Raw genomic sequence first — 21239 nt, forward strand, 5'->3', positions numbered from 1 at the left:
ATCAACAGAAATGTTCTAATAACCACAGCGTATAAGATATAATACTACAGTATTGCGTGGATTTATGAGGATGCACATGGAACAAGTAAAACCAGAATCTTCCTCTGCATTAAGCCCGTTCCTCAACGCGTTGCTGCGGGAATGGGATGGCTGGGAATTCGTCGACGCCAGCCAAACCGGGCTGTTTCGGCCGCAGGCGGCCGTGCTGCGTCTGAATTTCCCTGCCTCGCGCGCGGCGGTGCTCGTCGAGGCGCGGCATCGCTCGAAGGTTGGTTACCACGATTTCGCGATGCCGCTCTGGCGCCTCGATATTAGTAACGAGGGGGCCGATGGCGAGGCGTCCGAGATCGACCTTTTCAGTCTTTTGGCGCTGATCCTGGCGGAGCCCGACATTGCCGGCCGGGCGACAGCGAAAAGCCGACTGACCTTCCTGCGCCGCAGCCTGGCCAGCATCGCCGCAATCGCTGACGCGACTGCGGCGCGTGGATCTTCGCGGCCCTTCTCCGAAGGCGATCCTGATTTCATCGATGCCGAAAGCGCCCTGCGCTTCGGCCATGCCGTGCATCCGGCGCCGATGAGTCGCGAAGAGTTCACGCACACGGATTCCGCGCGCTTCGGGCATGAATACTGCAATGCGTTCAAACTGCGCTGGTGGGCCGTCGACCCGACCATCCTCACTGGGGGCAGCGTCGAGCCGCTAGATGTCACCGAGATGGTCCGCGGGCTTGCCGCCAGCGATCCGCAGCTGCTTGCTCGGGCTGGCAAGCAACAGGGCAAGGTTCTCGTTCCGATGCATCCGTGGCAGGCCGTACGGCTCATGCTGGAAGACCGCGTCGAGCGCCTGTTTTGCGCCGGCCGTATCGTCGATGTTGGGCTCGGCGGACCAGCGTGGCGGGCCACGACCTCGCTGCGCACGGTTCATTCAGCTGAAGCCGAGTGGATGCTGAAATTCTCGCTCAGCCTGCGCCTGACCAATTCCAGGCGCATCGTCGAGGAGCATGAGTGCCGGCGCGGCCTTTCGGTGCACCGGCTGGTCAAGGGCAAGCTCGGCTAAGATCGGAAGAGCACACGTCNGTTCGGCCTGCGTGGCGAAGACGGCCGGCTGATGACGGATACCATCGTCTCGTTTCGCGAAAATCCGTTTCGCGGCACGGGCAATCCGCCGGCTGCCGTTCTCGGCGCGCTTTGCGAGCGCCATCCCGGCCGTACCGAAAGCCATCTGTCCGACCTGGTCCACCGTATCGCCCGCGACGAGAAGCGACCTGTCGAGGAAACGGCGCGTTTGTGGTTCGAGCGTTTCCTTCATGCCGCCATCGAGCCGTTTATCGTTGCCTTCTCGGAATTCGGCCTGCTGTTCGGCGCCCATCAGCAGAACCTCGTCGTCGGTCTTTCCGGAGGCTGGCCGAATGCGCTCTATTTTCGCGACTGCCAGGGCACCGGTTATGTCGAGGAATTTCTGCCCAGGCTGCGCGAATTCGTGCCCGAGGCCGGTCAGGCGGGCGATCATGTCTTCCCAGCGGAAGCGGCCGCGAAGCTGTTCGGCTACTATCTGGTCGTCAATGGCGCTTTCGCCGCCGTCGCAGCCCTTGCCGCCGCTGGCCTCACCAACGAAGACGATCTGCTGGCGATATTCCGCCGCTCGCTCGAGCGGCTGGCCGCCACGCCGATGGCTGACCGGTCCTGCGTCGACTATTTGCTCAACGCGCCGACGCTTGCTGCCAAGGGCAATTTCCTGATCGCGCTGCGCGACATCAATGAGAACACCGAGGTGACCGACCCGCTGGCCGGTTACGTCGAGCTTCCCAACCCCCTGCATGTGAGAGAATACGCATGAACATCGAGGCTGCGAAAAACTGGTCACCCGCCACCGTCGCCGGCAACGAAGGATGGCAGCATCTGGCCTCGGCCGCGGAGCCGCTCGCCATCCGTGCCGGCGATGGCCATGTCAGCCTGGTCAACGCTGAGGGAACAGCGGTGGGACAGGCCCGCATCTCCATCGCGGATGGCCGCCTGCTCATCGATGACGTCGCGTTCACGGGAGGCCGTCTCGATCAGCCGCAGGTCCTGGCGGGCCTCGTCGACGCGGCACTGTGCCTGCATCCTACCTTCGACCGCGCCTTCCTGCCGGCGGCCAAGACGCTGTGGCCGGTTTCGGCGCTGGCCACCGAGACGGCCGCAGGCGAACCGGAGCGCGCCGTCATTCATCGCTCGGTCCTGCGCCAGCTGCCGCTGCTGTGGCGCAGCCAGGCCTCGCATGTCACCTATCCGGCATTGACGACCGCTATCGGCCCGGAAGACCGGCTGCCGCCATTGCGCCAACCGCGCCCCTGCGGCCCGATGTACGAACGCTGGATTCCGGAAATCGGCCTCACCGTGTCGCTGCGGCCGATCGACCGCCGGACCGATCTCGACCTCTTCCATCGCTGGATGAACGATGGCCGCGTCGCCTTCTTCTGGGAACTTGCCCAGAGCCATGAGGATCTCGACAAATATCTCGCCGGGCAGGAAAGCGATCCGCATATTTTCGGCGTCATCGCCAGCTTCGACGGCGAGCCGACCGGCTATTTCGAGTTCTACTGGGCCAAGGAGGACCGGCTCGGGCCCTATTATGAGCCGCACGACTGGGACCGCGGCTGGCATGGGCTGATCGGCAATATGCGCCATCTCGGCCGGCCGAAGACGCTGTCACTGTTCCGCTCCGTCACCCACTATCTGTTCCTCGACGAGCCGCGCACGCAGCGCGTCGTCGGCGAGCCACGCGCCGCGCACCAGAAGATGCTGAGCTATTGCGCCGGCGCCGCCTACGACAAAGTCAAGGAGTTCGACTTCCCGCACAAGCGCGCGGCGCTGGTCTGCTGCGAACGCGAGCGCTTCTTCCGCGAGGTGCCGCTGTGACGGTGCAGCAACCGATTGCCAAAGCGGGGGAGGCGACACGCTGGGCCGCGATCAACCGCGACGCCGTCGCCAAGGCCATTTCCGAACTGACCTTCGAGGAGTGCCTGTCGCCGCGCGAGCTTTCGCCCGGCCGATGGGAGCTGACGCCCGGCCCCGGCGTGACCTATCGCTTTGCCGCGACGCGGCGCCTGTGGGGCCAGATCGCCGTCCGTCCGGAGACGCTGACTCGCGACGCCGGCATCGAGCTGCCGGTCGACGATGCGGTCGCCTTCTTCGCCGACGCGCGCGAGACGCTCGGCATGTCGCCGGCAACATTCTGCACCTATGCGAAGGAGCTTTACAACACGCTGATGGCCGACATGCGGATCGCCAAGGCACGCGGCAATCGACCGGCCGCCGATCTAGCCGCGCTGCCGGATACCGAGTTGCAGGCATTGCTCGACGGCCATCCGAAGGCCCCTGCCAACAAGGGACGGCTTGGCTGGGGACGGGACGACTTCGAGCGCTACGCGCCAGAATCGGCCACCGCATTCCAGCTCTTCTGGCTTGCCGCCGCCAGCGATCGCTGCCTGCTGGCGCTTGACTGCGGGCTCGACGGAGAGGCGCTGCTGCAGGCCGCACTCGGCGACTACGAGCGCGCAAGGCTCGAAGCGGCTTTCAGCGCCGCCGGGATCTCGCGATCGACGCATAGGCTGCTGCCGGTCCACCCCTGGCAGTGGCAGGCGATGATCGCCTCGCAATATGGTAGCGAGATCGCCGCCGGCCGGCTGGTGCCGCTTGGCCAGTTCGGCGATCCGTTCCTGCCCTTGCAGTCGCTGCGCACGCTTGCCAATGTGGCACGGCCCGAGGCGCTGCACGTCAAGCTGCCGCTGACCGTCCTCAACACCTCAGCGTGGCGCGGCGTGCCGGGCAAATACATGGCGATCGGCGCCGATCTGTCGCGCTGGCTGGCCACGGTGGCGGCCGCGGACCCGGTGCTCAAGGACGTCAAGGTGCTGAAGGAAGTCGCCGGCGCCTTCTATCCGCATCCGCACTATACCGGCGTTGAAGGCGCGCCCTATCAGTTTTGCGAGATGCTGGGCGCCATCTGGCGCGAAAGCCCCGAAAAGGATCTGACAGCGGGCCAGCGGCCGATGATGATGGGCGCCTTGCCGCAGCGCGACGCCCATGGCAGGCCGATCGCCAGCGCCCTGATAGAGCAGTCCGGCCTTGGTCCGGAGGCATGGCTCGATCGCCTGTTCTCCACGGCCTTCGTGCCGCTCTACCACTTCATGTGCCGTTACGGCGTCGGCTTCATCGCCCATGGCCAGAACGTCACCATCATCCTCGACGGAGCGGCGCCTCTCGGCGTGGCGGTCAAGGATTTCCAGGGCGACCTCGATCTCGTCGACCAGCCGTTTCCCGAACTGGCCGGCCTCGACCCCAAAATCCTGTCGACGCTGAAGCGCCGGCCCCCGGCACATCTTCTCCAGCATCTGCAAACGGGACACATCGTCAGCGTTCTGCGTTTCCTGTCCGAGGCGCTGGCCGCCTATGACCGCTTCGACGAGAGGACTTTCTACGCCATCCTGGCCGGCGCCATCCGGCGCTACCAGGCGCAGAACCCGGATCTGTCGGAACGGTTCGCGCTCTTCGATCTGTTTGCTCCGAAGATCCCACGCATCGCCATCAACAAGGTGCGCTTCGCCATCGGCTACGGCGACAGCGGCGAACGCCCTCTGCCTGACCTTGGCACACCGCTCGACAATCCGCTTAACCCCGAGTCAGCCCGGCGATCTCCCATCAGCCCAGCCAGCTCCATAAGGAGTTCGCCATGACCCATACGCTTGACCTCGCAGGCATCGGCATCGGGCCGTTCAATCTCAGCCTCGCCGCCCATCTCGATGCGGTGGAAGGCGTCGAAGCGCGCTTCTTCGATCGGGCGACGCGGCTCGAATGGCACCCGGGCATGATGCTGCCGGGCGTCGAACTGCAGACATCCTTCCTCAAGGATCTCGTCACCGCGACGCATCCGACCAGCCCATGGTCGTTCATGTCCTATCTGGTCGCGCAGAAGCGGTTCTATGAATTCCTCAACGCGGATTTCTCAGCCATCCCGCGGCCGGAATTCGCCCGCTATCTCGGATGGGTCGGCGAGAACTTGTCTTCGCTGCGCTTCGCCAGCGCCGTCGACCGGATCGACTTCGACGGAACGAATTTCAGGCTGCGTATCGGCCGCGAGCAGGTGAACGCGCGCAATCTCGCCATTGCCGTCGGGCTGGTGCCCAACATCCCCGCCTGGGCGCGGGCGGCGGCCTCCGATCAATGCTTCCACAACGCCCAGGCCGCCAACCGCCTCGATCGCCTGAGCGGACAGCGTGTCGCCGTGATCGGCGGTGGCCAGAGCGGCGCCGAAGTGCTTCTGCATCTGATCTCCTCCGACCGCTTCGCCGGCCGCGAAATCGAGTGGATCTCGATGCGGCCGAATTTCCTGCCACTGGACGACTCGCCTTTCACCGACGAACTCTTCACGCCGGGCTATGTCGAAAGCTTCCATCGGCTGCCGCAAGGGCGGCGTGAGACGATCCTGGAACAGCAACTGCTTGCCGGTGACGGCGCATCGACGAGCACACTGAAGGCGATCTATCGCCAGCTTTACACGCTGCGGCACCTCTCGGAGGAAACGACGGCGGTCAACATGACGCCGCACCGCGAAGTGCTGAACGTGACGCGGGAAGGCAGCGAATACCGGCTGATCATGCGCAACGGCTTCGACGGCGCCATCGAGACGCGCACCGTCGATGCGGTGGTTCTGGCCACCGGCTATGCCTTTGCCATTCCTGATTGCATGGCGCCGCTCATGAACAGGATCGCGCTGGACGAGCGCGGTCATTACAGGCTCAACGCCAGCTTCGAGGTCGAATGGGACGGGCCCGACGACCGCCGGATCTACGCGCTCAATGCCGGCCGGCTCAGCCATGGCATAGCCGAGCCGCAGCTCAGCCTGATGGCTTGGCGCAGCGCCAAGATCGTCAATTCGCTGCTCGGGCGGGCACAGTTCGATCTCGATCTGCCCGATCCGCCGGTTGCCTGGAGTTCAAGGCACACGATACAAAGCCTGCATCATCTCGGCGCCAATGCGAGGATGACCGAATCGGGCGCGCGGTGATGTTGGTGGAGGCGGGCCGAAGAGCGTGGTACGGCGCGCGTTAAGGTTGACATCGACCCGTAAAGCTTTTCTGTGAGAGAGATCGTTCGGTCCTGCTGGAGGCTCAGCGCATGAAAACCCTTGGCCTCATCGGCGGCATGAGCTGGGAATCGACGGCGATCTATTATCGCCTGCTCAACGAGATCGTGCGCGAGCGGCTGAGCGNCGGCATGAGCTGGGAATCGACGGCGATCTATTATCGCCTGCTCAACGAGATCGTGCGCGAGCGGCTGAGCGGGCTGCATTCGGCAAAGCTGTTGCTCTATTCCTTCGACTTCGCCGAAATCGCCGACCGGCAGCATCATGGCGACTGGGACAGTGCGGGCGTGCTGCTGGCGGATGCGGCGCGCAAGCTGGAGGCGGGCGGCGCAGAGGGGCTTTTAATCTGCACCAACACCATGCACAAGCTCGCCGACCGGGTGCAGGCGGCGGTGTCGATCCCGCTTATCCACATTGCCGACGCCACGGCCGTCGCGGTCAAGGGCGCCGGCGTCAAGCGGCCGGCGCTGCTGGCGACCCGCTTCACCATGGAGCAGGATTTCTACAAGGGCCGGCTGAGGGAGAAATACGGGCTGCAGCCCGTGGTGCCGGACCAGGCCGGGCGCGACATGGTGCACCAGGTAATCTACGACGAGCTTTGCCGGGGCATCGTCAACGCGGCATCGAAGGCGGCCTATATCGACGAGGTCGCCCGTCTGCGGCGCGATGAGAAGATCGATGGCGTCATCATGGGCTGCACCGAGATCACCATGTTGATTGGCGAGCGCGATTTCGACATTCCGGTGTTCGACACCACGCGCATCCATGCTGAGGCGGCGGTCGCATTCATGCTGCCCTGAAGGGTCAAAACAAGGATCAGGGCTGGGCGGCCACGGCGACATTGCCGCTGCCGACAACTTTCAGCTTCCATCGATCTGCTTCCGTGCCGGCCAGATTGAGGTGCCTGGTCAGGAAATAAAGGCGATCGGTGTCGGGGCCTTTGGCTGTGCAAAACCGGTCCTGCAGATAGGAGGGAGGCGTCGCCTGATAATACAGGTTGGCCACGATGCTGGCCGGACGCGCGCGCGGCCTAAACAGCCTTCCGCTCCTTCACGAATTGCGTGCCAAAACTGCCGCGCGCTTGACTTCTTTTTGCAGCGACATTCAATGCATCCGGCATTGCTGTGAGGGGATGAAAGCAAGATGGAATTTGCGTTTCCGTGGCCGACCAGCCAGGGCGAATGGCTGGCTTGGTCTAGCGCCGTCGTCACCTTGGCGCTCGGTCTGCTGTTTTTCCTCGCGCCAGGGCTGGCATTTCGGATTCTGCGGCTGCAGGTCCGGGCCGAAAGGGCAGCGGCAATCGCGGAAGGGCGCGGCCGGATGTCGGGCTTCTATCTCGGCGTCAGCCTGTGCTGCATTCTGTTGGCGCAGCCGTGGCTCTATATGGCACTCGGCTTTTCCTGGCTGTTCACCGCTTTTGGCCGTTTGCTGTCGATGATGTCGGACGGCGCCAACACGCCTTTCAACTGGGCGTCGATCGTCGTCGAACTCGTCCTGGCCGCGTTGCCGCTCGCCTTCGTCTTCGGCTTTCTGCCCTGAATCGGCAGCCAATCCAAAGGCTTCGGTTGAACTCTGCGGCCGGATGCGACAATAGTGCCCGAAAAGCATGCGGAACGACGCATTGCGGTCTTAAAATGCCTGTGCTAGACGGCAATCGACTTTCGGCCGGGGATAGCGGAAGCCGCGCCTCCGTGCTTGGAAAAACTTAGTAAGGTCAAAGATTTAGCCAGAGTTTTTGCTCGCGCCAACAATCTGCGGCCCCTCAGACAAGAGAAAAGACGGTCCGTGGCTCAATCGTCATCGCCAATCTCGGGTGTCGCAGAACGCTACGCGGGTTCGCTGTTCGAACTTGCGCGGCAGTCGAATTCGGTGGCCAAGGTCGAGGCCGACCTCGACAGTTTCGCCAGGATGCTGGATGACAGCGCCGACCTGACGCGCCTCATCAACAGCCCGGTGTTCTCCAGCGAGGACCAGGCCAAGGCAATCGCGTCGATCGCCGACAAGGCCGGCATTACCGGCCTGACCGGCAATTTCCTGCGCGTCGTCGCCCGCAACCGCCGGCTCTTCGCGGTGCCCGGCATGATCAAGGCTTTTCGCAAGATCGCCGCCGAACAGCGCGGTGAGACATCAGCCGAGGTCACTTCGGCGCATGAACTGACGGCTGCCCAGCAGACCGAACTCAAGGCCGCGCTGAAAGGCGTCGCCGGCAAGGACGTGGCCATCACTGTTACCGTCGATCCGTCGCTGCTCGGCGGGCTGGTGGTCAAGATGGGCTCGCGCCAGATCGATACGTCGCTCAAAACCAAACTCAATTCGCTCAAGCTTGCACTGAAAGAGGTCGGCTGATGGACATCCGCGCCGCGGAAATTTCCGCAATTCTCAAAGACCAGATCAAGAATTTCGGCAAGGAGGCCGAGGTCTCCGAAGTCGGCCAGGTGCTGTCCGTCGGTGACGGTATCGCTCGCGTCTACGGCCTCGACAATGTCCAGGCCGGCGAAATGGTCGAATTCCCCGGCGGCATCCGCGGCATGGCGCTCAACCTCGAAGCCGACAATGTCGGCGTCGTCATCTTCGGCGCCGACCGCGACATCAAGGAAGGCGACATCGTCAAACGCACCGGCGCCATCGTCGATACGCCTGTCGGCATGGGCCTGCTCGGCCGCGTCGTCGACGCGCTCGGGAATCCGATCGACGGCAAGGGCCCGATCAAGGCGACCGAACGCAAGCGCGTCGACGTCAAGGCGCCAGGCATCATCCCGCGCAAGTCGGTCAACGAGCCGATGTCGACCGGCCTCAAGGCCATCGATGCGCTGATCCCCGTTGGCCGCGGCCAGCGCGAGCTGGTCATCGGCGATCGCCAGACCGGCAAGACCGCGATCATCCTCGACACGATGCTCAACCAGAAGGCCGTGCACGACAACGGGCCGGAAAAGGAAAAGCTCTACTGCGTCTACGTCGCCATCGGGCAGAAGCGCTCGACGGTCGCGCAGTTCGTGAAGGTTCTCGAAGAGCGCGGCGCCCTTGAATATTCGATCATCGTCGCCGCCACAGCTTCCGATCCGGCGCCGATGCAGTTCCTGGCGCCGTTCACCGGCGCCACCATGGGCGAATATTTCCGCGACAACGGCATGCATGCGCTGATCAGCTATGACGATCTGTCGAAGCAGGCCGTCGCCTATCGCCAGATGTCGCTCTTGCTGCGCCGCCCGCCGGGTCGCGAAGCCTATCCGGGCGACGTGTTCTACCTGCATTCGCGCCTGCTCGAGCGCGCCGCCAAGCTCAACGACGATCTGGGCGGCGGTTCGCTGACCGCGCTGCCGATCATCGAGACGCAGGCCAACGACGTGTCGGCCTACATCCCGACCAACGTGATCTCGATCACCGACGGCCAGATCTTCCTCGAAACCAACCTGTTCTTCCAGGGCATCCGTCCGGCGGTCAACGTCGGCCTGTCGGTGTCGCGCGTCGGTTCGTCGGCGCAAATCAAGGCGATGAAGCAGGTCGCCGGCTCGATCAAGGGCGAGCTCGCGCAGTACCGCGAAATGGCTGCGTTCGCGCAGTTCGGCTCCGATCTCGACGCCGCCACGCAGCGCCTGCTCAACCGCGGCTCGCGCCTGACCGAACTGTTGAAGCAGCCGCAGTTCTCGCCGCTCAAGGTCGAGGAGCAGGTCACGGTGATCTTCGCCGGCGTCAACGGCTATCTCGACAAGCTGGCGCTGAACCAGGTCGGCAAGTTCGAGCACGGCCTGCTCAGCCATATGCGCTCGGCCGGCAAGGACGTGCTGGACGGCATCCGCAAGGAAAAGGCGCTGTCGGACGATCTGCGCGCCAAGCTGAAGGCCGAGATCGACGCCTTCGCCAAGACCTTCGCTTGAGAAGAAGCCGGACGCTCGGGATCAGGTTTGAAGCATGCCTTCATTAAAAGACCTTCGTAACCGTATCGCCTCGGTCAAGGCGACGCAGAAGATCACCAAGGCGATGCAGATGGTCGCCGCGGCGAAGCTGCGTCGCGCGCAGGAAGCAGCGGAGGCGGCGCGTCCCTATTCCGAGCGGATGGGTGCGGTGCTGGCCAATATCACGCAGGCGATCGGCGGCGGCGGCGATGCCCCGGCGCTGATGACCGGCACCGGCAAGGACGATGTGCATCTGCTCGTCGTCTGCACGGCCGAGCGCGGCCTGTGCGGCGGCTTCAACTCGCAGATCGCACGTCTGGCCCGCGACCATATCCGCCGGCTTCTGGCCGACGGCAAGCAGGTCAAGATCATCTGCGTCGGCAAGAAGGGTTTCGACATTCTGCGCCGAGACTATGCCTCGCTGATTATCGACCGCGTCGACCTACGCGATGTCAAGAAGCTCGGCTTCGTCAATGCCGATGCGATCGCCCGTAAGATCATCCATCTGTTCGGCGAAGGCGGCTTCGATATCTGCACGCTGTTTTATTCGCAGTTCAAGTCGGTGATCAGCCAGATTCCGACCGCGCAGCAGATCATTCCTGCCGGCGTGGCTTCGGCTCCCGCCGAAGCGACCGCCGGTGGCAATGCCGTCTACGAATACGAGCCGGAGCCGGGCGAGATCCTCACCGACCTCATTCCGCGCAACATCTCGGTCCAGGTCTTCCGCGCGCTGCTCGAAAACGCAGCCGGCGAGATGGGCGCCAAAATGAGCGCCATGGACAATGCAACGCGCAATGCCGGCGACATGATCAACAAACTGTCGATCACCTATAACCGCCAGCGGCAGGCGCAGATCACCAAGGAACTGATCGAAATCATTTCGGGCGCCGAAGCGCTCTAGGCGCGACCGCCAGGAGGTCATCGACCTTCTGATGGAGCGTGAGAAACAAAGGACGAGAAGGGTAAAGACGATGGCGAAAGCAGCGACCCCCGCGAAGACGGCCCCCAAAGCGGCCGCAAAGGCTCCGGCAGCAGCGGCGAAGGCCGCTCCGGCCAAGAAGGCGGCCGCGCCCGCCAAGGCCGCGGCCCCGGCAGCGAAGACGACGAGCGTTGCCGTCAAGAAGACCGGCGCCATCGGCAAGGTTCGCCAGGTCATCGGCGCCGTCGTCGACGTGCAGTTCGGCGATCATCTGCCGGCCATTTTGAACGCCATCGAAACCTCCAATGTCGGCAACCGCCTGGTGCTCGAAGTTGCCCAGCATCTGGGCGAAAACACCGTGCGCTGCATCGCCATGGATTCCACCGAAGGCCTGGTTCGCGGCCAGGACGTCTATGACACCGGCGCGCCGATCACCGTTCCGGTCGGCCCGGGCATGCTCGGCCGCATCATCAACGTCATCGGCGAGCCGGTCGACGAAGAAGGCCCGGTCGACGGCATCGAGATGCGCGCCATCCACCAGCCGGCGCCTACCTATGTCGAACAGTCGACGGAAGCGCAGATCCTGATCACCGGCATCAAGGTGCTCGACCTTCTGGCGCCCTACGCCCGCGGAGGCAAGATCGGCCTGTTCGGCGGCGCCGGCGTCGGCAAGACGGTTCTGATCCAGGAGCTGATCAACAACGTCGCCAAGGCGCATGGCGGCTTCTCGGTCTTCGCCGGCGTCGGCGAGCGCACCCGCGAGGGCAACGATCTTTATCACGAGTTCATCGAGTCCGGCGTCAACAAGAAGGGCGGCGGCGAAGGCTCCAAGGCGGCACTGGTCTATGGCCAGATGAACGAGCCGCCGGGCGCGCGTGCCCGCGTCGGCCTGACCGGCCTGACGGTCGCCGAATATTTCCGCGACCAGGGCCAGGACGTGCTGTTCTTCGTCGACAACATCTTCCGCTTCACGCAGGCCGGTTCTGAAGTGTCGGCGCTGCTCGGCCGTATTCCTTCGGCCGTGGGTTACCAGCCAACGCTGGCCACCGACATGGGTGCGCTGCAGGAACGCATCACCACAACGACCAAGGGTTCGATCACTTCGGTGCAGGCGATCTACGTGCCGGCCGACGATTTGACCGACCCGGCGCCTGCGACCTCGTTCGCCCACCTGGACGCGACGACCGTGCTCAACCGCGCGATCTCGGAAAAGGGCATCTACCCCGCCGTCGATCCGCTCGACTCGACCTCGCGCATGCTCGATCCGCTGGTCGTCGGCGAGGAGCACTATGCCGTCGCCCGCCAGGTGCAGTCGATCCTCCAGCGCTACAAGTCGCTGCAGGACATTATCGCCATCCTTGGCATGGATGAGCTGTCGGAAGAGGACAAGCAGACGGTGGCCCGCGCCCGCAAGATCGAGCGCTTCCTGTCGCAGCCGTTCTTCGTCGCCGAAGTGTTTACGGGTGCGCCGGGCAAGCTGGTCGACCTCGCCGACACAATCAAGGGCTTCAAGGGCCTCTGCAACGGCGACTACGATCACCTGCCGGAAGCCGCCTTCTACATGGTCGGCGGCATCGACGAAGCGGTCGAGAAGGCTCAGCGCCTGGCGGCTGAAGCAGCGTAATCAAGGCAATAGGGAGTAGTCAGTAGTCAGTAGTGAATAGCGGCCGGGTGATCAGGACAGCTGTCCTCTCCCTACTCCCTACTCACTATTCCCTACTCACTAAATTGACATGGCTGAAGCTTTCAAGTTCGAACTGGTCTCGCCGGAGCGCCTCCTGGTTTCCGAGCAGGTCGAGTCCGTCGTCATTCCAGGCGCCGAAGGTGAAATGACAGTCATGGCGCACCATGCGCCAGTCATGACCACGATCAAGCCGGGCGTCGTCACGCTGAAGACCGCCGGCGGCAAGGAAGAGCGCTATGTGGTGTTCGGCGGCTTTGCCGACATCGTCCCTGCCGGCTGCACGCTGCTCGCCGAATCGGCGGTCGCCGTCGGCGATATCGACCGCGCCGATCTCGCCCGCCGCATCCAGGAAGCCAAGGAAGACGCCGCCGACGCCAAGGACGACCAGAGCCGCAGCAAGGCGGAGCAGTTCCTTAGCCAGCTTACCACGCTCGAAGGCGCGCTGCTGCCGGCGTAAGCCGCAGAATGACTTGAAGAAAAGGCCGGGCTCAGCCCGGCTTTTTTGTTGCGGCCGCCATCCTGGATCGTCTCGCATAGGCGCAGGGCCTTGGCGGGATTTCAGGGCGGGCAGCCAGCATGATCAGATCGGGTGGCGGCATGCCGGCTGCCAGTCAGGGCGAGATGAGCTTGTATTAGGCGATGGCGCCGGCGGAACCGCGATTTGGCTGCGGCGGTACAGTCGGATCGGGGCTTGCCCCTGCTTTCTGGTTGTTCGACAGTCCGGCTGTCTATCGATTTGGGGTGGCCGATGACGGAACAGACAACGCAACCGGAAGCGGCCTCGCGATCCCGGTGGACGACGGCGCTGATCGCGGCCTTTGGCGGTCCGTTCGGCGGGTTCCTTTGGATCGGCGCCGGCCGGCCGGCGGTTGGCAGCCTGGTGGTGATCAGCGCCATAAGCATTGCGCTGACATATGTGGGATTCCCGGTTCTGCCGGGGGTCGATCTCGCCTGGCTGGTGGATCTCTCCAGTTTAGGTCTCATGGTCCTGTGGGTAGCGCTCGTCGTGCCTTTCGCGTCACGATACAGACCGAACCGGTGGTATTCACACGGCCTTTCGGTGCTGCTGTTGGCCGTGCTGACCTCCTACGGAGCCGCGTTAGCGATCCGCACATTCCTCTTCCAGCCGTTTTCGACCCCGGCAGGCAGCATGACACCAACGCTGGAACTCGGCGACTATTTCTTCGTCTCGAAGTTTGCCTATGGTTACAGCCGCTACAGTGTTCCTCTTGGGCTGCTGCCCTTCGAAGGCCGGATCTTTGCCGCCGAGCCGAAGCGCGGAGATATTGTGGTGTTCAAATTTCCAGCGGATCCGAGCATCGACTACGTCAAGCGGGTCGTTGGACTGCCGGGCGACAAAATCCAGATGGTCGACGGAATCCTTCGCATCAATGGTGTGGCGGTCAAACTCGAGGATGTTGGTCCGTACAGCTCCGAGGACTCTCCCCAAAGCGCCAGACTGCAACGTGAAACCCTCCCCAACGGCGTTTCCTATTCCGTCATCAGTCTTACGGACAATTCAATAACCGACAACACGCGGGTGTTCGACGTGCCCGAAGGCCACTATTTCGTGCTTGGCGACAACAGGGATAATTCCTCCGATAGCCGGCTCAGTGTCGGCTTCGTTCCTGCCGAAAACCTGGTCGGCAAGGCAGTGCGACTGTTCTGGAATTCGCAAGGCACGGAGTATTCGTCGCGGCAGAGGCTGGACGCTCCGGCGGGACAATAGGCTTGAAATGGGCGGTTCCGGACCAGCTTCAGCCTACGTTTGTCGGCTCCGGTATGCCGAGCGCTGAGAGCGCAAGCACGATCCCGCCTTGCAGGATATGCTCGCGATGAGCGGCGACCAGTTCGATCAGCGTCTGCCGCTCGGGCTTGCCGCTGGCGAAGCCGGCCCAGTCGAACACCGCCGCTACTCGTTCCAGCATCCGTCGTTCGTCGAGCGCCGCCAGCGCCGCGTCGAGCGGATCGGTAAAGTGGGCTTCCGGCAGGTCCTTGCCGCGCGCCTCGCAGGCGGCGATCCAGGCGGCGATCACCAGCGTCAGATGCTCCGGGACCAAGCCGGCCTGGATGCACTCGATGGCGGTAGCGACAATGCGCTGCGGCAATTTCTGGCTGCCGTCATTGGCGATCTGCGCGGTGCGGTGGGCCAGCGCGGTGTTGGAGAAACGTTCGGCAAGTTCGGCCGTATAGGCTGACGTGTCGAGCCCGGCATCCCCAGGCAATGTCGGGATGGCCTCGGCCCAGAGCCGGTCGACGAACGCGCGGATCGCGGGATCCGCGAAGGCGCGGTCGACGGTGACGTGGCCGCTGAGCAGGCCGATATAGGCGATGCCCGAATGGGCGCCGTTGAGCAGCCGAAGCTTCATGTCCTCGAACGGCCGGACATCCTCGACCATGGTGACGCCGAATTTCTCCCAGGCCGGGCGGCCGGCTGGAAACCTGTTTTCGATCACCCATTGCCGGAACGGTTCGGTCATCACCGGCCAGGCGTCCTCGAGGCCGAGTTCGACCGCGATGCGCGCCCGGTCGGCATCGGTGGTTGCCGGCACGATGCGGTCGACCATGCTCGATGGGAATGCAACGTCATCGGCTATATGACCGGCGAGGGCAGCGTCGCCTGAAGCAGCAGCGCCGGCATCGCGCAGTTTTGCAAACCCGACCAGCAGCCGGTGCAGCGTGGCGCCATTGGCCGGCAGGTTGTCGCAGCAAAGCACGGTGAAGGGCGGCGTGCCGGCGGCCCGGCGTCGCACCAGCGCTTCCGCCAGGAATCCATGCGCTGTCCTGGGAGATCCGGGATTGCCCAGATCGTGGACGATATCGGGATGGTTTTCGTCGAGGCTGCCGTCGGCGGCCCTGAGATAGGCCTTTTCGGTGATGGTCAGGGTGACGATGCGGGTGCGCGGGTCGGTCAGCGCGGCCAGCACCGCGCCGGGGTCTTCCGGCGCGACCAGCATCGACTGGATCGAGCCGATAATGTGCAGCGCTTCGCCATCGCTGCCGCGCACCGCCAGCGTGTAGAGCCCGTCCTGTGGCGTCAGCGCATCGCGCGTGTCGGGGCTGCGCAGCGAGACGCCGACAATGCCCCAGCCGGTCTCGCCGGCCGCTAGGCAGTCATCGACATAGGCGGCCTGATGGGCACGGTGGAAGGCTCCAACGCCGAGATGGACGATGCCTGGGGCGACACTGGCGCGATCATAGGGGGGGACCGCGACCGAGGCCGGCAAGGATTGCACTGTTGCGTTGGAAAGGCGTCTGCTGGTCATGGCTTGGCTTGTTGGGCGCGGCTTGTCGCTGGATGGTGTGCGGGGCGGGATCTGCTAGCGGCGTAACATCCGCTCTTCCGCCGCACAATGACCTGACGCCGGTTAAAAGTCATCATACAACAATCCAGTTTTTGTATGTTGACATTATTTCTTTCCAATCCTACCGATATCGCCCCTGGGAGGAACGACGTGGCGGGACTGACCGATCCGGATCTGCTTTTTGCCGCCGAAGGGCGCGCGCTGTCGATCGCGCGCGATCTCCATGCCGGCATCAAGGACCTGCCGATCATCAGCCCGCACGGCCACACCGATCCGCGTTGGTATGCGCTCAACGAGCCATTCCCCGATCCCGCGCAATTGCTGGTGGTGCCCGACCACTACATTTTCCGTATGCTGTTCAGCCAGGGCGTGCGGCTGGAAGATCTCGGCGTCCCGACCCTCGACGGCTCGCCGGTCGAGACCGATCCCAGGGCGATCTGGCGGCGCTTCGCCGAGCACTATTACCTCTTCCGCGGCACGCCGACGCGGTTGTGGCTCGACCATGTGCTCGAGCATCTGTTCGGCATCGAAGAGCCGCTCAACGCCAGCACCGCTAGCCGCCATTACGACACCATCGCGGCGCTTTTGCAGCGCGACGATTATCGCCCACGCGCGCTGTTCGAGCGCTTCAACATCGAGGTCATCGCGACGACCGAGGGCGCACTCGACGATCTCCAATGGCACAAGACGATCCGCGACAGCGGCTGGCAGGGCCGCGTCGTCACTGCCTACAGGCCGGATGCCGTCGTCGATCCCGACTTCGAAGGATTTTCTGCCAATCTCGATCGCCTGGGCGAGATCGCCGGCTGCGACACCGGCACATGGGCCGGCTATCTCGACGCGCATCGCCAGCGCCGCGCCTTCTTCAAAAGTTTCGGCGCAACCTCGTCGGATCACGGCCATCCGACGGCCGAGACCGCCAATCTTTCCGATGCGGCGGCGGAAGAGCTGTTCAACCGCATCCGCCGCGGCTCGGACGACGAGCGCGAGCGCAAACTGTTTCGCGCCCAGATGCTGACCGAAATGGCCAAGATGAGCCGCGACGACGGGCTGGTCATGCAGATCCATCCCGGCTCATGGCGCAACCACTCGCCTGGTGTTTTCCAAAAATTCGGCCGCGACAAAGGCTTCGATATTCCGACCCGCACCGACTATGCCGCGGCGCTCAAACCCTTGCTCGACTGCGTCGGGCTGGAGCGCGACCTCTCCATCATCCTGTTCACGCTCGACGAGACCAGCTACGCGCGCGAACTGGCGCCGCTGGCCGGCGTCTATCCGGCGTTGAAGCTCGGGCCGGCCTGGTGGTTCCACGACAGTCCGGAAGGCATGCGCCGGTTCCGCGAGATGACCACCGAGACCGCCGGCTTCTACAACACCGTCGGCTTCAACGATGACACCCGTGCCTTTCCGTCGATTCCCGCCCGTCACGATGTGGCGCGCCGGGTTGACTGCGCCTTTCTCGCCCGTCTCGTCGCCGAGCACCGGCTGCGTGAGGACGAGGCGCATGAGCTGGCGCGGGAGCTTGCCTACACGCTTGCCAAGAAGGCGTACCGGCTGTGAGCCGGGCGCGTGGAATTTTAAAAGGGAGGAAGACAGTCATGTTGCATTTTTCAAAACTGGTGGCAGCCACATTCGCCTTCGGCTCGCTGATGATCGGCGTTGCCGGCGCCCAGACCGTACTGCGCTCGGCCGACACCCATCCGGACGGGTATCCGACTGTCGAGGCGGTCAAATATCTCGGCGAGCTCATCAAGGAGCGCACCGCCGGCCGCTATTCGGTCGAGGTCTATCATTCGGCGCAGCTCGGCGAGGAAAAGGACACGATCGAGCAGACGCAGACCGGTGTCATCGATCTGAACCGCGTCTCGATGGGTCCGTTCAACGGCATCGTGCCGGAAACCGCGGTGCCGTCGCTGCCCTACATGTTCCGTTCGGTCGAGCACATGCGCCATGTCATGGACGGGCCGATCGGCGACGAGATCCTCAAGGCCTTCGAGACGCATGATCTGGTCGGCCTTGCCTTCTACGATTCCGGCGCCCGTTCCTTCTACAACACCAAGAAGGACATCACCTCGATCGCCGATCTGAAAGGCATGAAGTTCCGCGTCATCCAGTCCGACGTGTTCGTCGATATGGTCAACGCGCTTGGCGCAAATGCCACGCCGATGGCGTATGGCGAGGTCTATTCGGCGCTCGAAACCGGTGTCATCGACGGCGCCGAGAACAACTGGCCCAGCTTCGAATCCGCCAAGCACTACGAAGTCGCCAAGCACTATACCGTCGACCAGCACCAGATCGTGCCGGAAGTGCTGGTGATGTCGAAATCGAGCTGGGACAGACTGACGCCGGAAGACCAGGCGATCGTCAAGCAGGCGGCCAAGGACAGCGTCGTCAAGATGCGCGAATTGTGGGACGCGCAGGAGAAGAAGTCGCGAGAGATCGTCGAGAAGGCCGGCGTCAAGGTCAGCGAGATCGACAAGCAGCCGCTGATCGATGCGATGAAGCCGGTCTACGACAAGTATCTGAAGACGCCGGAGCTCAAGGACCTCGCGACGCGCATCCAGGCGACCAAGTGATTTTCTGGCGGGGCGGCATGGCGCCGCCCCGCCAATCGCTTTTAGGGGACGGAAAGACCGGGAGGATCGGATGACTGCGGGAACGGCCAGGAGCGGAGCGCCACCGCGCTTCAGCGCGGTGCTTTCGAAGATTTGCGACGGTGCGCTCTATCTCGCGGGCATCGGGATGGTCGCCATGACCGCGCTTGTTGCCTACCAGGTGTTTTCCCGCTTCGTGCTCAACGCGTCACCGAGCTGGACCGAAGTCACCGCCATCATGCTGATGAACTGGTTCATTTTCCTGGGCGCTGCCGTCGGCGTGCGCGAGAATTACCATATGGGCTTCGACGTGCTGCTCTACATCCTGCCCAAGGGCAGCAAATGGGCGCTGCGCACCCTGTCCGACCTGATCGCGTTCGGCTTCGGCTTCGGCATGGTCTGGTACGGCTGCAAGCTGGTCGGGCTGACCTGGCGGACCATCATCCCGGCGCTCGAGCTTCCCGGCGGTTTCGACTATCTGCCGCTGGTCGCCGGCGGCTTTCTGATCTGCCTGTTCTCGGCCGAACGCATCGTGCTGCGCTGGTCCGGCGCCGACATCGACAAGGATATCAATCTCGAGGAAGTGCCGGAAATGCCGGCCGTGCAGGAGGCCTAGATGGAACTCTGGATCCTGTTTGGCGTCTTCACGCTTTTGATGTTTGCCGGCACGCCGATCGCCTTTTGCCTGGGTGCGGCGTCCTTCGCCACCGTGCTTTATCTCGGCCTGCCGCCCCTGGTGGTGTTCCAGCAATTGAAGTCGGGCATGTCGGCGTTCTCGCTGATGGCGATCCCGTTCTTCATCTTTGCGGGCGACCTGATGGTGCGCGGCGGCATCGCGCAGCGCATCGTTTCCTTTGCCGGCTCGCTGGTCGGTCATGTCCGCGGTGGGCTCGGTCAGGTCAACATCATCGCCGCGACGTTGTTCGGCGGCATTTCCGGCTCGGCTGTGGCGGAAGCCGCTGCCGTCGGCGGGCTGATGATCCCGCAGATGAAAGCGCGCGGCTACGGCGCCGACTACGCCGTCAACGTGACCTCGATGGCGGCGCTGATCGCGCTGCTTCTGCCGCCGTCGCAGAACATGATCATCTATTCGATCGCCGGCGGCGGCAAGATTTCGATCGCCGACCTGTTCACCGCCGGTATCCTGCCTGGCCTGCTGTTCGCCGCTTCGCTGATGGTCACTGCCTATTTCGTCGCCCGCAGCCGCGGCTACCCGGTCGAGGCCTTTCCCGGCTTCTCGCGTGTCGGCCAGCTGGCGGTCATCGCCATCCCCGGACTTCTGCTTATCGGCATCATCTTCGGCGGCGTTCGCTCGGGCATTTTCACGGCGACGGAAAGCTCCTGCATCGCCATCATCTACGCCTTGCTGGTCACCGTCTTCGTCTACCGGTCGATGGCCTGGGGCGATTTCGTCCATGCCACAAAGGGCGCGGTGCGCACGACCTCAATGGTGCTGCTGATCATCGGCACGGCGGCCTCGTTCAGCTGGCTGATGGCCTATCTCAAAGTGCCGGTGCTGCTGATCGCAGGCATGAACGCCATCTCCACCGATCCGCTGGTGGTGCTGCTTCTGCTCAACGTCTTGATGCTGCTGCTCGGCACCTTCATGGACATGGGGCCGATGATCATCATCTGCACGCCGATCTTCCTGCCGCTGGTCACCCATTACGGCGTCGACCCCGTGCATTTCGGCGTCATCACCATCCTCAATCTCGGCATTGGCCTCAACACGCCACCGGTCGGCACGGTGCAGTTCGTCGCCTGTGCCGTCGGCAAGATTACGGTCTGGGAAGCGATGCGCTCGATCTGGCCGTTCTATGGCGCGGGCATCGTGGTCCTGGGGCTGGTGACCTATATTCCGGCGATTTCGCTCTGGTTGCCGAGCGTGTTCAAATAGGGCGTCTTCAAATAGACGTCTTCAAACAGGGGTGCGATATGGCATCAGATAGCGCTGTTGATCTCAGGGTCGAGAGAAAACCCAAACTGTCGGAGACCGTCGTCGCTGCGATCCGCAAGCAGCTGCAGGCGGGCGAGATCCTGCCCGGCTACAAATTGCCGACCGAAGGACAACTGACCGAGACCTTCGGCGTCAGCCGCACCGTCATCCGCGAAGCGCTGGCCAAGCTCGCCGCCGACGGGCTGGTCGAGGCGCGCCAGGGCGCAGGCGTGTTCGTCACCGAGCACATCTCAACGATGTTCGGCGCGCTCGCCGCCGACATGGGCAGCAAGGATTCCATCGCGCTCAATGTGCTCGAAGTGCGCCTGGCCGTCGAGATCGAATCGGCCGGGCTCGCCGCCATCCGCCGCAACGCGGCGCAGGAAGCAGCGATCCAGGAAGCGTTCTTCGAGTTCGAACGGCTGCTTCTCAACAGCGAGCCGACCGGTCCCGCCGATCTCGCCTTCCACCGGGCAATCGCCAGCGCCACCAACAACCCGTTCTATGTCGAGATGCTCGATGTGCTCGGCCGCCGCGCCATTCCCTGCGACGTGACCTCGCCCTGGTCGACGGAACTTGTGCAATCCGACAGCTATCAGCGCGGGCTGCAGCGCGAGCATCTGGTGATCCTGAATGCGATCACCTCAGGCGACGCCGAAGCCGCGCGCGAGGCGATGCGCGCTCATCTCACCGCCAGCCAAGAGCGCTACCGCGAGCGGCTGCACGCCCGCCAGGTCTACTACGCCGACTCGGTCAAGGCGTCGGCAACCAAATAGCCATTCATTCA

20 protein-coding genes are annotated in these 21239 nt (G+C 63.7%); 18 read left to right on the plus strand and 2 right to left on the minus strand.

Going from position 1 to position 21239, the window contains the following annotated elements; all coding sequences use genetic code 11:
• The first annotated feature begins 76 nt into the window (after nt 1–76).
• From X771_RS1000000168220 to X771_RS146405, 6 genes are all read left to right on the plus strand, one after another.
• Nucleotides 77–1054 carry an IucA/IucC family protein gene (locus X771_RS1000000168220; RefSeq protein WP_198025838.1) on the plus strand — a complete coding sequence of 326 codons (978 nt, stop codon included), beginning with the start codon at nt 77–79 and terminating at the stop codon, nt 1052–1054.
• Between the two features lie 51 nt (nt 1055–1105).
• Nucleotides 1106–1834, plus strand: a complete 729-nt coding sequence (locus X771_RS1000000168225) for an IucA/IucC family C-terminal-domain containing protein (RefSeq protein ID WP_156936011.1) — start codon at nt 1106–1108, stop codon at nt 1832–1834.
• The gene (locus tag X771_RS146420) at nt 1831–2895 is read left to right on the plus strand and encodes a GNAT family N-acetyltransferase (RefSeq protein WP_023688881.1); all 1065 of its coding nucleotides are present in this window, start codon (nt 1831–1833) and stop codon (nt 2893–2895) included. Before X771_RS1000000168225 ends, X771_RS146420 begins: the two co-directional genes overlap by 4 nt.
• Nucleotides 2892–4712, plus strand: coding sequence for an IucA/IucC family siderophore biosynthesis protein (locus X771_RS146415; RefSeq protein ID WP_050587456.1), 1821 nt, complete (start codon nt 2892–2894; stop codon nt 4710–4712). Before X771_RS146420 ends, X771_RS146415 begins: the two co-directional genes overlap by 4 nt.
• The gene (locus X771_RS146410; RefSeq protein ID WP_023688883.1) at nt 4709–6043 is read left to right on the plus strand and encodes a SidA/IucD/PvdA family monooxygenase; all 1335 of its coding nucleotides are present in this window, start codon (nt 4709–4711) and stop codon (nt 6041–6043) included. The genes X771_RS146415 and X771_RS146410 overlap by 4 nt, the downstream gene beginning before the upstream one ends.
• 209 nt (nt 6044–6252) lie before the next feature.
• Complete coding sequence (locus X771_RS146405) at nt 6253–6921, plus strand: aspartate/glutamate racemase family protein (RefSeq protein WP_031202821.1); 669 nt, start codon at nt 6253–6255, stop codon at nt 6919–6921.
• A gap of 16 nt (nt 6922–6937) precedes the next feature.
• On the opposite strand, the gene X771_RS146400 is transcribed toward X771_RS146405, so the two are convergent.
• Nucleotides 6938–7126 (minus strand): hypothetical protein, encoded by a 189-nt coding sequence (locus X771_RS146400; RefSeq protein ID WP_023688885.1) that lies wholly within the window; start codon nt 7124–7126, stop codon nt 6938–6940.
• Nucleotides 7127–7264: 138 nt separating this feature from the next.
• Between X771_RS146400 and X771_RS146395 the strand changes: the two genes are divergently transcribed.
• The 7 genes from X771_RS146395 (at nt 7265) to lepB (ending at nt 14346) form a co-directional block, all read left to right on the plus strand.
• Entirely contained in the window at nt 7265–7660 is a 396-nt protein-coding gene (locus tag X771_RS146395) for a DUF4345 family protein (protein WP_023688886.1), read from the plus strand.
• Nucleotides 7661–7906: 246 nt separating this feature from the next.
• On the plus strand, nt 7907–8467 hold the full coding sequence (locus X771_RS146390) for a F0F1 ATP synthase subunit delta (protein WP_023688887.1): 561 nt from the start codon (nt 7907–7909) through the stop codon (nt 8465–8467).
• Nucleotides 8467–9996 (plus strand): F0F1 ATP synthase subunit alpha, encoded by a 1530-nt coding sequence (gene atpA, locus X771_RS146385; protein WP_023684101.1) that lies wholly within the window; start codon nt 8467–8469, stop codon nt 9994–9996. Before X771_RS146390 ends, atpA begins: the two co-directional genes overlap by 1 nt.
• 34 nt (nt 9997–10030) lie before the next feature.
• Nucleotides 10031–10915: a F0F1 ATP synthase subunit gamma gene (locus tag X771_RS146380; protein ID WP_023668672.1), complete on the plus strand. Its 885-nt coding sequence runs from the start codon at nt 10031–10033 to the stop codon at nt 10913–10915.
• A gap of 70 nt (nt 10916–10985) precedes the next feature.
• Complete coding sequence (gene atpD, locus X771_RS146375; RefSeq protein WP_023668673.1) at nt 10986–12557, plus strand: F0F1 ATP synthase subunit beta; 1572 nt, start codon at nt 10986–10988, stop codon at nt 12555–12557.
• 109 nt (nt 12558–12666) lie between these two features.
• A complete protein-coding gene (locus X771_RS146370; protein WP_023668674.1) occupies nt 12667–13074 on the plus strand; it encodes a F0F1 ATP synthase subunit epsilon in 408 nt (135 codons plus the stop codon).
• 525 nt (nt 13075–13599) lie between these two features.
• Nucleotides 13600–14346: a signal peptidase I gene (gene lepB / locus X771_RS10775; RefSeq protein WP_032892998.1), complete on the plus strand. Its 747-nt coding sequence runs from the start codon at nt 13600–13602 to the stop codon at nt 14344–14346.
• A 28-nt stretch (nt 14347–14374) separates the two neighbouring features.
• Here lepB and X771_RS146365 read toward each other — a convergent pair whose 3' ends face one another.
• Nucleotides 14375–15883 (minus strand): mannitol dehydrogenase family protein, encoded by a 1509-nt coding sequence (locus X771_RS146365; RefSeq protein WP_023688888.1) that lies wholly within the window; start codon nt 15881–15883, stop codon nt 14375–14377.
• 189 nt (nt 15884–16072) lie between these two features.
• Here X771_RS146365 and uxaC point away from each other — a divergent pair, with 189 nt between their 5' ends.
• The 5 genes from uxaC (at nt 16073) to X771_RS146340 (ending at nt 21228) form a co-directional block, all read left to right on the plus strand.
• Nucleotides 16073–17482 (plus strand): glucuronate isomerase, encoded by a 1410-nt coding sequence (gene uxaC / locus X771_RS146360; RefSeq protein WP_023688889.1) that lies wholly within the window; start codon nt 16073–16075, stop codon nt 17480–17482.
• Between the two features lie 38 nt (nt 17483–17520).
• Entirely contained in the window at nt 17521–18498 is a 978-nt protein-coding gene (locus tag X771_RS146355; RefSeq protein ID WP_023668677.1) for a TRAP transporter substrate-binding protein, read from the plus strand.
• A 166-nt stretch (nt 18499–18664) separates the two neighbouring features.
• A complete protein-coding gene (locus X771_RS146350; protein ID WP_245259954.1) occupies nt 18665–19132 on the plus strand; it encodes a TRAP transporter small permease in 468 nt (155 codons plus the stop codon).
• Nucleotides 19133–20413, plus strand: coding sequence for a TRAP transporter large permease (locus tag X771_RS146345; protein ID WP_023684106.1), 1281 nt, complete (start codon nt 19133–19135; stop codon nt 20411–20413). It begins immediately after the preceding gene.
• Between the two features lie 38 nt (nt 20414–20451).
• Complete coding sequence (locus tag X771_RS146340) at nt 20452–21228, plus strand: FadR/GntR family transcriptional regulator (protein ID WP_023668680.1); 777 nt, start codon at nt 20452–20454, stop codon at nt 21226–21228.
• Nucleotides 21229–21239: the final 11 nt, after the last annotated feature.

The organism is Mesorhizobium sp. LSJC269B00 (genome assembly GCF_000502815.1).
Taxonomy (GTDB): domain Bacteria; phylum Pseudomonadota; class Alphaproteobacteria; order Rhizobiales; family Rhizobiaceae; genus Mesorhizobium.

Coding starts and splice junctions, on each gene's coding strand:
- X771_RS1000000168220 (WP_198025838.1), top strand. CDS start 77: ATGGAACAAGTAAAACCAGAATCTTCCTCTGCATTAAGCCCGTTCCTC.
- X771_RS1000000168225 (WP_156936011.1), top strand. CDS start 1,106: ATGACGGATACCATCGTCTCGTTTCGCGAAAATCCGTTTCGCGGCACG.
- X771_RS146420 (WP_023688881.1), top strand. CDS start 1,831: ATGAACATCGAGGCTGCGAAAAACTGGTCACCCGCCACCGTCGCCGGC.
- X771_RS146410 (WP_023688883.1), top strand. CDS start 4,709: ATGACCCATACGCTTGACCTCGCAGGCATCGGCATCGGGCCGTTCAAT.
- X771_RS146405 (WP_031202821.1), top strand. CDS start 6,253: ATGAGCTGGGAATCGACGGCGATCTATTATCGCCTGCTCAACGAGATC.
- X771_RS146395 (WP_023688886.1), top strand. CDS start 7,265: ATGGAATTTGCGTTTCCGTGGCCGACCAGCCAGGGCGAATGGCTGGCT.
- atpA (WP_023684101.1), top strand. CDS start 8,467: ATGGACATCCGCGCCGCGGAAATTTCCGCAATTCTCAAAGACCAGATC.
- X771_RS146380 (WP_023668672.1), top strand. CDS start 10,031: ATGCCTTCATTAAAAGACCTTCGTAACCGTATCGCCTCGGTCAAGGCG.
- atpD (WP_023668673.1), top strand. CDS start 10,986: ATGGCGAAAGCAGCGACCCCCGCGAAGACGGCCCCCAAAGCGGCCGCA.
- X771_RS146370 (WP_023668674.1), top strand. CDS start 12,667: ATGGCTGAAGCTTTCAAGTTCGAACTGGTCTCGCCGGAGCGCCTCCTG.
- lepB (WP_032892998.1), top strand. CDS start 13,600: ATGGTCCTGTGGGTAGCGCTCGTCGTGCCTTTCGCGTCACGATACAGA.
- X771_RS146365 (WP_023688888.1), bottom strand. CDS start 15,883: ATGACCAGCAGACGCCTTTCCAACGCAACAGTGCAATCCTTGCCGGCC.
- X771_RS146355 (WP_023668677.1), top strand. CDS start 17,521: ATGTTGCATTTTTCAAAACTGGTGGCAGCCACATTCGCCTTCGGCTCG.
- X771_RS146350 (WP_245259954.1), top strand. CDS start 18,665: ATGGTCGCCATGACCGCGCTTGTTGCCTACCAGGTGTTTTCCCGCTTC.
- X771_RS146345 (WP_023684106.1), top strand. CDS start 19,133: ATGGAACTCTGGATCCTGTTTGGCGTCTTCACGCTTTTGATGTTTGCC.
- X771_RS146340 (WP_023668680.1), top strand. CDS start 20,452: ATGGCATCAGATAGCGCTGTTGATCTCAGGGTCGAGAGAAAACCCAAA.